The sequence below is a fragment of the Streptomyces sp. ActVer genome (assembly GCF_027270795.1).
Lineage (GTDB): Bacteria > Actinomycetota > Actinomycetes > Streptomycetales > Streptomycetaceae > Streptomyces > Streptomyces umbrinus_A.
This window is the reverse complement of record NZ_JAPWHT010000355.1, coordinates 1-10882: the sequence shown is the minus strand read 5'-3', so window position 1 is coordinate 10882 and position 10882 is coordinate 1. Positions and strand designations below refer to the sequence as shown.

Below are 10882 nucleotides of genomic sequence, written 5' to 3'. Positions count from 1 at the left end.
CGACCGACGCACCTACAAAGCCACCCTCAGCATCAACATCTTGACGCCGACGATCAGCCCGTAACTTCACGGCCTTGGTCTTTAGGGGCGCGGGAAACTGCGCGACCAGCCACAGCCGGACCGGCACCCGACAACACACCCCACGGGGCCTGGGGCGGAGCCCCAGAAGGACGGGAATGGGTAGGGGCGGCGGGGGCGGAGAACTCCCCGGGTCAGCCGCCGAGTTCCTGGTGGCGGGCGGTGAGGCGGGCCGCGCCCTCCTCCGTCAGGGAACCGAAGAGTCGCAGGCGGGAGATGCCTCCGTCGGGGAAGATGTCGACGCGCGCGTGCGTGCCGACGGACGGGGCCCCGAGGACGAACCGGTGGTTCGTGTCGGGCTGAAGGCGGGTGCGGGGCAGGACCTCGACCCACTCCCCGTCCACACCGTCCCGCACCGAAACAGACGCCCACCCGGCCGAGTTGCCCTTCAGATACGCCGTGTCGATCTCGATGGCGCGGATCTCGGACCGCGCTACAAGCTGGTAGCGAATCCAGTCGTGCCCCTGGTCCCGCCGCCGCCGCGTCTCCCACCCGTCGTCCATCTTGCGGGACCGCCCCGGCTGGATGGTGTTGGTGGCGGGCGAGTAGAAGAGGTTGGACGCGTCCTCGACCTGTCCGCCGTTCTCCAGGGCGACGACGTCGAAGGTGCCGAGGACCGACAGCCACCGCGGGTCGGGGACGACCTCGCCGTACACGCGAAGGCGCGCGATCCCACCGTCCGGGTGCTGGTTGACGCGGAGGTGGGTGATGCGCTGCTCCACGTCGACGGCGAAGCCGTTGGCCGCGTGGCCGCCGACCGCCGTGCGCGGGACGAGCGTCGTCCACTTCACGTCGTCCGCGAGGAGTTCCTCGGGGGACGGGGAGCCCGGCACCGAGGCACCCTCGACGGACACCGCCTGCGGATAGTTGCCGCGGAAGTGGGCGGTGTCGATGACGATGCCCCGTACGACACCGGGCGCGCCGAGACGTACGAGCGCCCAGTCGTGGTCGTCGGCCGTGGGCCACGGGTGCTCGGCGGAGGCACCGCGCCTGCGCCGGGTCTCCCAGCCGTCCATGATCTTGCCCTTGTGCCCGAAGTGCTCGGGGTCGAACTCGGCCCGCTCGGGCAGGAGCAGGTTCTCGCGCTGGGCGAAGAACTCGTCGTTGGCGGCGATGACCCCGGCCCCGAGCTGCCGGTCGGCGAGGTTGGCGTACTGGGTGAAGGGGAAGTCGGCGCTGCGGTGGTCCGCGTACGGGTCGCCGCCTCCGTAGGGGTTCGCGTCGCCGGTGAAACGGGCCAGGGGGGATTGGTGCTGCGCCGTCACAGTGATCAGGTCTGCCTTTCGGGAGTCGGCCGCTGCGGGTGCGGGTCGTGCGCGAATCGCTGGTACGGGTACCGGCTCTTCTTCCTCTTTCAGTGGGCGTATTAGTTCTTCTGGGGCGAACTACGGGCGTCTGGACAGGAGTTGGCCCCTCGGGTCAGCGAACTCTCCGTCCGCCACGATGCGTTCGCCTCGCAGCCAGGTGGACCTCACGACTCCGTGCAGCGTTCGGCCCGCGTACGCGGTGACCCGGTTGCGGTGTTGGAGCGCGGCGGGGTCGACGGTGAAGGCCTCGTCGGGTGCGAGGACCGCGAAGTCGGCGTCGTGGCCGACCGCTACGGCGCCCTTGCGGCCGTCGAGGCCGACCAGTTGGGCCGTACGCGAGGACATCCAGCGGACCACGTCCTCCAGGCCGTACCCGCGCCCCCGGGCCGCGGTCCAGACGGCGGACAGGCTGAGCTGGAGGCCGGAGATGCCGCCCCACGCGGTCGCGAAGTCGTCGGTCTTGAGGTCGGCCGTCGACGGGGAGTGGTCGGTGACCACGCAGTCGATCGTGCCGTCGGCCAGCGCCTGCCACAGCAGGTCCTGGTTGGCGGCCTCGCGAATGGGCGGGCAGCACTTGAACTCGCTTGCGCCGTCCGGGACTTCCTCGGCCGTCAGGGTCAGATAGTGGGGGCAGGTCTCGACCGTGATGCGTACGCCCTCGGCCTTGGCGGCGGCGATCAGCGGAAGCGCGTCGCCGGACGACAGGTGCAGCACGTGGACGCGCGCGTTGAGCCGCTTGGCCTGGGCGATGAGGTTCGCGATGGCGGTGTCCTCGGCGTCCCGCGGTCGCGAGGCGAGGAAGTCGGCGTACTTCTGGCCGCTCCTCTGCGGGGCCGCCGCGAGATGGTGCGGGTCCTCGGCGTGCACGATCAGCAGACCGTCGAATCCGGCGATCTCCGCCAGGGACAGGGCGAGTTGATCCTGGTCCAGCTCGGGGAACTCGTCGACCCCGGAGGGCGACAGGAACGCCTTGAAGCCGAAGACGCCCGCGTCGTGCAGGGGCCGCAGGTCCTTGACGTTGTCGGGCAGGGCGCCGCCCCAGAAGCCGACGTCGATGTGCGCCTTGGAGCGGGCGACGTCCTTCTTGGTGCGCAGGTGGTCGACCGTCGTGGTCGGCGGCAGGGAGTTGAGGGGCATGTCGACCAGGGTCGTGATGCCGCCGGCCGCCGCGGCGCGCGTCGCGGCCCAGAAACCCTCCCACTCCGTGCGGCGCGGGTCGTTGACGTGCACGTGGGTGTCGACGAGGCCGGGCAGCAGGACGTCGTCACCGAAGTCCTCCAGCCGGGCTCCGGCCGGCACCTCGGCGTCGTGCGCGAGCACGGCCGTGATCTTTCCCCCGGAGACGGCGACCGAGGCGGCCCGCGTCCCTTCGGGGGTGATCACGCGCGTCGAGCGCAGGATCAATTCGCCCCATCCGTCGTCGGACACCCGGACCCCTCTCCATGCCGCACGTCTCTCCACGCCGCACATGTCTCTGTGCCGCCCGCTGCCTTCCGCCGTTTACTTCCACGTAACGGAATTCAACGTTCTGTTGAAGGAGTCTTCACTCCTCGCTCCACGCCGTCAAGAGTCGGCTTCCCGGCCGGCCTTCACAGGCGAATTCCCTGGACGTTTCCACAAAGCGGAATTACACTTCCACTACGCAGAACGTAACCACACCGAGCCGTGCAGTCAACCAACTGCCGGGTAGGCTGCCTCCCTGCCCGCCTGAAAGGACCGCGCCCGTGCCGACGTCCAGCGCCAGCACCACCGACGCCAAGCCAGCCGCCGCCTCCGGTGGCGTCCAGTCTCTTGAGCGCGCCTTCGATCTTCTGGAGCGGATGGCGGACGCGGGCGGTGAGGTCGGGCTGAGCGAGCTGTCCGCGAGCAGCGGGCTGCCGCTGCCCACCATCCACCGTCTCATGCGCACGCTCGTGGCCTGCGGATATGTACGCCAGCAGGCCAACCGGCGCTATGCGCTCGGCCCGCGCCTGATCCGGCTCGGCGAGTCCGCGTCCCGGCTGCTCGGCACCTGGGCCCGCCCCTATCTGGCTCGCCTGGTCGAGGAGACCGGCGAGACGGCGAACATGGCGCTGCTCGACGGTGACGAGATCGTGTACGTGGCGCAGGTGCCGTCCAAGCACTCGATGCGGATGTTCACCGAGGTGGGCCGCCGGGTGCTGCCGCACTCCACGGGCGTCGGCAAGGCCCTGCTCGCGCACGTCCCGGCGGACGAGGTGCGCGCTCTCCTGTCCCGTACGGGCATGCCCGCGGCGACGGAGAAGACGATCACGACCCCGGACGAGTTCCTCAGCGCGCTCGAAGAGGTACGGAGCGCCGGGTACGCGGTGGACGACAACGAGCAGGAGATCGGGGTCCGCTGCCTCGCCGTCTCCGTGCCCAACTCCCCCACCGCAGCGGCGATTTCGATCTCCGGTCCGGCCGGCCGTGTCACCGAGACGGCGACGGAGCGGATCGTGCCCGTGCTCCAGCAGGTGGCGGTGGAGCTGTCGGAGGCCCTGGCCAGCTCGGGATCGACGACCTGAGCGCCGGTGGGGCTCGGCGACCTGAACTCCCGTCCGGGATCGGCCACTTGACCGGTCTCAGCGCCGGGGCGGCTCCCCGAAGAGTTCCACCGCGCTGCGTACGCCCGCGAGTCCGGCGGCCAGTGCGCTGACCGAGCCGATGGAACCGGCGATCAGGAGCAGTGAGCGGCGCAGGCGGGGCACCTCCGGCATCCCGGTGACGGCCATCGCCGCGAGCGCCGCGAGCTCGTCCTCCGCGATGCCGCGGTCCGGGAACTCGGCCGGATGCGCGGCGAGTTCGCGGCGCAGCCTGGACACCGCGGTCCGCAACTCCGCCACTCTCGGATCCTCGTCGCTGCCGGTCACTGACCTCTGTCCCAAGCTCCGCAACACAGCTCTCCCCCCTCGCACGTCTTTGTGCGCGATACGTCGTGCCCGCTCCGCGCCGCCCGCCCAAAAACCGCCCCGCGGCGTTGGTCAGGCGCCCAGGGACGCGGGACAGTAAACGCCACCCGATGCGGTGGACGCCACCACGAGGACCGAAATTCAGTCCCCGGACACCGCGAGGCCCGCGGGGGTTTCGGGGCGCGCCCGCCCCCGGTCCGGTATGCAGGGGTAATGACGGAGAACAACGAGCAGGTCGCCGGGCTGCTGCTGGCCGCCGGCGGGGGTCGGCGTCTCGGCGGGCGCCCCAAGGCGCTGCTGACCCACCAAGGACACCCGCTCGTCGAACACGCGGCCGGAACGCTGCGGGCGGGCGGCTGCTCCCGGATCCACGTGGTGCTCGGCGCCGGCGCGGACACCGTGCGCGAGCGGGCGGTGCTGCCCGGCTGTGTGCTCGTGGACAACCCCGAATGGGCGCAGGGCATGGGCTCCTCGCTGCGGGCCGGCCTGGACTCGCTGGCCGGTACAGGCGTCAAGGCCGTACTGGTCTCGCTGGTGGACCAGCCGGGGATCGGGCCGGAAGCCGTGGCCCGCGTACACGCCGCGTACGAGTCGGACGAGACACTCGCGGCGGCCGCGTACGACGGGAAACGAGGTCACCCGGTGCTGTTCGGCGCCCGTCACTGGGCGGGGATCGCCGCGACCGCGACCGGGGACCGGGGGGCGCGCGCCTATCTGAAGGCACACGAGGACGAGATCGTGCTCGTCGAGTGCGGGGACGTGGCGCAGCCCTTCGACATCGACACGGAGAGCGACCTGGGCCACCTTGAGTGAACGGGGTGGCACCGAGCGCCACATTCCCTCGAAGCGGAGAATCTCGACGTCAACAAATTATTGAACTTCCACCATGAGGAAACTACTATCCACTGTTCAGAAGCGTCCGGCTCTCCTCCGGGTCCCGTCGGCCGCTTCAGGTTCCGCTGGCACCCGGTGCCGCGGCGTACTCACGTCAGCTCGCTGAAGGAAGTGACAGTTCATGTCCGCACCAGCGCCGTCCCCGCTGGCCATCGTCGACGCCGAGCCCCTGCCCCGGCAGGAAGAGGTCCTCACCGACGCGGCCCTCGCCTTCGTGGCCGAGCTGCACCGGCGGTTCACGCCCCGGCGTGACGAGCTCCTCGCCCGCCGTGCCGAGCGCCGCGCCGAGATCGCCCGCACCTCCACCCTCGACTTCCTCCCGGAGACCGCCGCGATCCGCGCGGACGACTCCTGGAGGGTGGCCCCGTCGCCCGAGGCCCTGAACGACCGCCGCGTCGAGATCACCGGCCCGACCGACCGCAAGATGACCATCAACGCCCTCAACTCGGGTGCGAAGGTGTGGCTCGCGGACTTCGAGGACGCCTCAGCGCCCACCTGGGAGAACGTGGTCACCGGCCAGGTGAACATGGCCGCCGCGTACACCCGCAGCATCGACTTCACCGACGAGCGCACCGGCAAGTCGTACGCCCTGAAGGCCCCCGAGGAGCTGGCGACCGTTGTCATGCGCCCGCGCGGCTGGCATCTGAACGAGCGTCACCTCGTCGACGCCGAGGGCACGCCGGTCCCGGGCGCGCTCGTGGACTTCGGCCTGTACTTCTTCCACAACGCCCAGCGCCTTCTCGACCTCGGCAAGGGCCCCTACTTCTACCTCCCGAAGACGGAGTCGCACCTGGAGGCCCGCCTCTGGAACGACGTGTTCGTCTTCGCGCAGGACTACGTCGGCATCCCGCAGGGCACCGTCCGCGCGACCGTCCTGATCGAGACGATCACGGCCGCGTACGAGATGGACGAGATCCTCTACGAACTCCGCGACCACGCCTCGGGGTTGAACGCTGGCCGCTGGGACTACCTCTTCTCCATCGTCAAGAACTTCCGTGACGGCGGGCAGAAGTTCGTCCTGCCGGACCGCAACGCGGTGACGATGACTGCCCCGTTCATGCGCGCGTACACCGAACTCCTCGTCCGTACCTGCCACAAGCGCGGCGCGCACGCGATCGGCGGCATGGCGGCGTTCATCCCCTCGCGGCGCGACGAAGAGGTCAACAAGGTCGCTTTCGAGAAGGTCAAGGCCGACAAGGACCGTGAGGCGGGCGACGGCTTCGACGGATCGTGGGTGGCCCACCCGGACCTCGTCCCGATCGCGATGGCGTCCTTCGACGCCGTGCTCGGCGACAGGCCGAACCAGAAGGACCGGCTGCGCGAGGACGTCGACGTGAAGGCGGCCGACCTCATCGCCGTCGACTCCCTCGACGCGAGGCCCACGTACGACGGACTCGTCAACGCCGTGCAGGTCGGCATCCGTTACATCGAGGCCTGGCTGCGCGGTCTCGGCGCCGTCGCGATCTTCAACCTGATGGAGGACGCGGCGACGGCCGAGATCTCCCGCTCGCAGATCTGGCAGTGGATCAACGCGGGCGTCGAGTTCGAGCACGACGGGAGCATGGTGAAGGCCACGCCCGAGCTGGCCCGCGAGGTCGCCGCCGAAGAGCTCGCCAACATCCGCGCCGAGATCGGCGAGGAGGCCTTCGCGGCCGGCAACTGGCAGCAGGCCCACGACCTGCTGCTCACGGTCGCCCTCGACGAGGACTATGCGGACTTCCTGACCCTGCCGGCCTACGAGCAACTGGCCGGCTGAGCCGGAACAGCCTCAGACGCATCACTTCTCCGAGTGGCCCAGGGACTTTTCCGGGGCCACTCGGTCGCGTACGAGGCGCTTCACGGCCGTCGGCTCCGGGAAGCCCTGCTCGCGGCGGTCCCAGACCACCTCGTCGTCGACCCGTACGACGAAGACGCCGCCGGTGCCGGGCTTGAGCGCGAGCTCCGTCAGCTCCTGCTCGAAGGTAGTGAGGAGTTCCTGGGCGAGCCAGGCGGCGCGGGGCAGCCAGCGGCACTGGGTGCAGTACTCGATCTGAACGCGGTGCGTGTTCTCAGTGGTCACGTTCTCAGTAGTCACGTGACCATTCTCGGCGGTCATCCGAGGTGTACCGACCCGTCGTGCTCCACCGCCGGCTTGCCGTGCAGGTCTGGGACCTGCTTGAGCCAGTCCGGCCTGCCCCGCCTGGTCTTCGCCGCGCGGTCCGCGTCCTCGGCGGCGAGCTGTTCGCGGGTGGGGAAGTCCGTGGGGAGCCAGGCCGCCGATGCCCCGGCACGGGCGAGGAGATAGCCGACGTACGCCTCACGGGCCTCGTCCGGGGTCGCGAAACCGGGCTCGTCGGCGAGCCAGGCGTCGGGCACCTCCGCCGTGATCGCGCGCAGCAGTTCCTCCGTCACCCTGGGCGCGAGCTCGGCGTCCGCCGCGCGTGTGTCGGGGGTCTGGCCGCCGAGCGCGTGGCGCCGGAAGTCGTACGCCTTCTCCGGCTCGGAGGCGTCCCAGCGGTGGTGGAAGACCAGGGCCGCGCCGTGGTCGATCAGCCACAGCCGCGGGGGCGCGACGCCGAGCGTGGGCCAGATCATCAGGTTCGAACTGTGCGTCGTACGGTCCACGTTGACCGTGAGGGCGTCCAGCCAGATGATCCTGCCCGCCTCCAGCGGGTCGACCGGGAACGTCTTCGCGACCTCCGGAGTGAAGTCCTTGGCGCCGGACAGGTAGTCCATGCCGAGATTCAGGCCCGCGCTGGCCCGGAGCAGGTCCTGGACCTCCTGGTGGGTCTCGTGCGCGCCGATCGCCGGGTCGAAGTCCACCAGCACCAGCTCGGGGAACCTCAGACCGAGGGCGCGCGCCAGCTCGCCGACGATCACCTCGGCGACCAGCGCCTTGCGCCCCTGCGCCGAGCCCGTGAACTTCACGACGTAGGTGCCCAGGTCGTCCGCCTCGACGATCCCGGGGACGGAGCCGCCCGCCCGGAGGGGTTCGATGTAGCGGGTCGCGCTAACTTTCCTCAGCATTTTCTCGGGACACCTGCTTCATCGACCTTGCAATCCATGGACGACCTTGGAGCTGTCAAACAGCGGAAAGTGCCCGGCATGAAGTGAGCATAGTAATCGAGGGCCAGTAAGTGGGGGGCGTTCCCCCATGTGCCTCCCGGGTCCTGCGGGCACTGTGAGCAGGTCGATTCACACAACCGAGAGGGATTCCATGGGGAGAAAAGCGTTACTCCGGGTCTTGGTGGTCGCGGCGATGGCCGGTTCCGCGGTGACCTTGACCGGAGGGCCGGCGAGCGCGGCCACCGGTGTGTTCAAGAGCGGGACCAACATCGTCGTGAACGCGGCGCAGGGCCGCGCGAACAACATCACGGTCAGTCTGTCCGGGAACTTCGTCATCATCCGGGACACCTCCGACACCCTGACCGCCGGTCTCAACTGCACCCTCCTGACCAACGGCACGGTGGCCTGCCCGGTGGCCGTCAGCTCCGACACGGTCGTGGTCAACGCCGGGGACGGCAACGACACCATCACCAAGACCGCCAACGTCCGCAGTGAGCTGAAGGGCGAGTCGGGCAACGATGTCATCAACGGCGGCCCCAGCCCCGGCAGCAACAGCCTCAACGGCGGCACGGGCAACGACACCCTGAACGGCAGCGCCACCTTCGACCTCCTCATCGGCGGCACCGGTGCCGACCGGATCAGCGGCGGGGGCGGCACCAACGACGTCGTCAGCTACCTGGAGAGCGGCTCGGGCGTGGTCGTGGACATCGACAACGCCGCCGACGACGGCATCGGCGGGGAGGGCGACAACGTCCTCACCGACGTCGAGTTCGTCTACGGCAGCCAGTTCGGCGACACGCTCACCGGGGGGACGGCGGGCGACATCCTGTCCGGCTTCGGGGGCAACGACCTCCTGGTGGGCGGCACGGGCAACGACACCCTGGTCGGCGGCGCAGGCAGCGACACCCACAGCGGCGGAGCGGGCAACGACACCCTGGACGCTGTCAACGGCGTGTTCGGCAACGACTCCCTCAACGGGGGCGCCAACACCGACACCTGCACCGCCGACACGAGCGACACGAAGAGCGCCTGCGAGGCCTGAACACCCGCATCCGCCGATTCGCAGTCACTGATTCCACAGCCGCTGTCGCCTCGTCACTCGGAGCGCCTGCCGCGAGCCCGGTTCCGCCGCTCGCGCCAGGCGCTCCAGAGCTGCTCCAGGGCCGCGGCGCCGCACGCGTGGTGGAGTCACTGCCCGGCCGCGTACCTGCGTGCCAGGGTGATCAGGGCGGCCCGGCCGCTCCGATCGGTACGGCTCCGGAGACTCGCGAGGTGCTTCTCGACGGTGCGTGGCGAGAGGAAGAGCTGCTCGGCGATCTCCTGGTTGCCGAGCCCCCGGCCGAGCAGGCGCAGCACCTCGTACTCCCGCGCGGTCACCCCCGCCCGTCGCAGCTCCTGCGGAATCGTGTCGTGGCCCTCGCGGCGGCGGGCCACGGGCGAGCCCGCTTCCCGCAGCATGGCGCGGCAGGCGGCCGACACCCGTGTCGTACCCCGGTCGTGGAAGAACTGCTCGGCGGCGCGCAGCCACTCGACGGGCTGTCCCCAGCCGTCGGCGAGCGCCGCGGAGGCGCCCAGGCGCCGACACAGGTGGCGGGCCAGGGGGATGGCGTCGGTACCGGCCAGTGCTTCCTCGGCTGCCTTGGCGGCCTCGGCGGCCCGGCCCTCGCGGCCCAGCAGCACGGCCCGGGACCATCCCGCGAACGGCCGGTCCCAGTGGACCTGGGTGAGCCGGTCCGCGACGGCCCCGTCCAGCTCCGCCCAGCCGGCCGCGCCCCGTACGGTCCGCAGGAGCAGGTAGGGGCCCAGGAAGCCGGTGACCCCGCGCGTACTGGGCAGTGCCCGCATGGCCCGGTCCGCCTCCGTGAACTCGGCCATCGCGCGGTCGGGTTCCTCCCGCAGCAGGGAGCAGATGCCCTGGGCCCAGCCCCACACGGAGGTGTCGGCGTAGCCCCAGAGCGCTCCGGCGCTCCGTCCGGCCAGTGCGCTCTCCACGACGTGCAGCGCGGTCTGGAGTTTCTGCCGATCCCCACGTGAGGCGGCGATGACGGCGTCCATTCCGACGCCGATCAGCTGCACCTCGCGCAACCGCAGCCTGTCGGCCGTCGTCCGGAGCCGCCGGGCGGACTCCAGGGCGCTGTCGTGCTCGTCGCGCAGCACATGGGCCTGGGTCAGATGCATGTCGGCCCAGGCCGTCATGAGCACCGCACCGGTCTCCTCGGCCGCCTTCCGCACGGCCAGCAGCCGATCGGTTCCGGTGGTCCGGATGCGGTCGAGGACGCCGAGTTCCAGCAGGCCGCGTATCCGCCAGACCGGCAGCGCATGGGTCTCGGCCGTGGCCACCAGGCGATCGAACACCCTTTCCGCCTCGGCCAGGTCCTGAGGCCGCAGGCAGTAGCCGAGCATGTTCAGCGCCTTGCAGCTCACCTCCGGCAGTCCGACCGCCTCGGCGGTCGCCACGGCACCTTCGGCCAGGGCCCTGGCGCTCTCCAGCCGGTCCGGGCGCTGCGAGTTGAGCACCAGGTGCGCGGCGACCGCGTCCAGGGCGGCGCGGGACGCGGGGTCGGGCTCGGCTCCGAGCAGTTCCCGTGCCCGCCGCACGGCGGTCAGGCCCTCCTCCCACTGCTGCGCGGTGGCGGCGGCTCTGGCCCG

10 protein-coding genes are annotated in these 10882 nt (G+C 70.6%); 4 read left to right on the top strand and 6 right to left on the bottom strand.

The genetic code is table 11. The features are described from left to right. Positions 1-212: 212 nt before the first annotated feature. Together alc and allB are read right to left on the bottom strand one after the other, a co-directional pair. Positions 213-1343, bottom strand: a complete 1131-nt coding sequence (alc, locus tag O3Q52_RS39040; protein WP_269653327.1) for an allantoicase — start codon at positions 1341-1343, stop codon at positions 213-215. Positions 1344-1463: 120 nt separating this feature from the next. Then, on the bottom strand, positions 1464-2813 hold the full coding sequence (gene allB / locus O3Q52_RS39035; protein WP_269653326.1) for an allantoinase AllB: 1350 nt from the start codon (positions 2811-2813) through the stop codon (positions 1464-1466). Positions 2814-3109: 296 nt separating this feature from the next. Between allB and O3Q52_RS39030 the strand changes: the two genes are divergently transcribed. After that, on the top strand, positions 3110-3910 hold the full coding sequence (locus O3Q52_RS39030) for an IclR family transcriptional regulator (RefSeq protein ID WP_269653325.1): 801 nt from the start codon (positions 3110-3112) through the stop codon (positions 3908-3910). Between the two features lie 57 nt (positions 3911-3967). Here the strand turns inward: O3Q52_RS39030 and O3Q52_RS39025 are convergent, their stop codons facing one another. Further along, the gene (locus tag O3Q52_RS39025; protein WP_055616113.1) at positions 3968-4282 is read right to left on the bottom strand and encodes a DUF5955 family protein; all 315 of its coding nucleotides are present in this window, start codon (positions 4280-4282) and stop codon (positions 3968-3970) included. A 225-nt stretch (positions 4283-4507) separates the two neighbouring features. Here O3Q52_RS39025 and O3Q52_RS39020 point away from each other — a divergent pair, with 225 nt between their 5' ends. Both O3Q52_RS39020 and aceB read left to right on the top strand, forming a co-directional pair. Then, on the top strand, positions 4508-5107 hold the full coding sequence (locus O3Q52_RS39020) for an NTP transferase domain-containing protein (RefSeq protein ID WP_269653324.1): 600 nt from the start codon (positions 4508-4510) through the stop codon (positions 5105-5107). A 202-nt stretch (positions 5108-5309) separates the two neighbouring features. Further along, positions 5310-6944, top strand: a complete 1635-nt coding sequence (gene aceB, locus O3Q52_RS39015) for a malate synthase A (RefSeq protein WP_269653323.1) — start codon at positions 5310-5312, stop codon at positions 6942-6944. Between the two features lie 21 nt (positions 6945-6965). On the opposite strand, the gene O3Q52_RS39010 is transcribed toward aceB, so the two are convergent. Together O3Q52_RS39010 and O3Q52_RS39005 are read right to left on the bottom strand one after the other, a co-directional pair. Further along, the gene (locus O3Q52_RS39010; protein WP_269653322.1) at positions 6966-7262 is read right to left on the bottom strand and encodes a SelT/SelW/SelH family protein; all 297 of its coding nucleotides are present in this window, start codon (positions 7260-7262) and stop codon (positions 6966-6968) included. Between the two features lie 17 nt (positions 7263-7279). Continuing rightward, positions 7280-8194, bottom strand: a complete 915-nt coding sequence (locus O3Q52_RS39005) for a HipA family kinase (RefSeq protein WP_269653321.1) — start codon at positions 8192-8194, stop codon at positions 7280-7282. A gap of 247 nt (positions 8195-8441) precedes the next feature. Between O3Q52_RS39005 and O3Q52_RS39000 the strand changes: the two genes are divergently transcribed. Further along, the gene (locus tag O3Q52_RS39000; RefSeq protein ID WP_269653320.1) at positions 8442-9275 is read left to right on the top strand and encodes a calcium-binding protein; all 834 of its coding nucleotides are present in this window, start codon (positions 8442-8444) and stop codon (positions 9273-9275) included. Positions 9276-9421: 146 nt separating this feature from the next. Here O3Q52_RS39000 and O3Q52_RS38995 read toward each other — a convergent pair. Beyond that, positions 9422-10882, bottom strand: a 1461-nt coding sequence (locus tag O3Q52_RS38995) for a LuxR C-terminal-related transcriptional regulator (RefSeq protein ID WP_269653319.1), incomplete at its 5' end; no start/stop codon positions are given.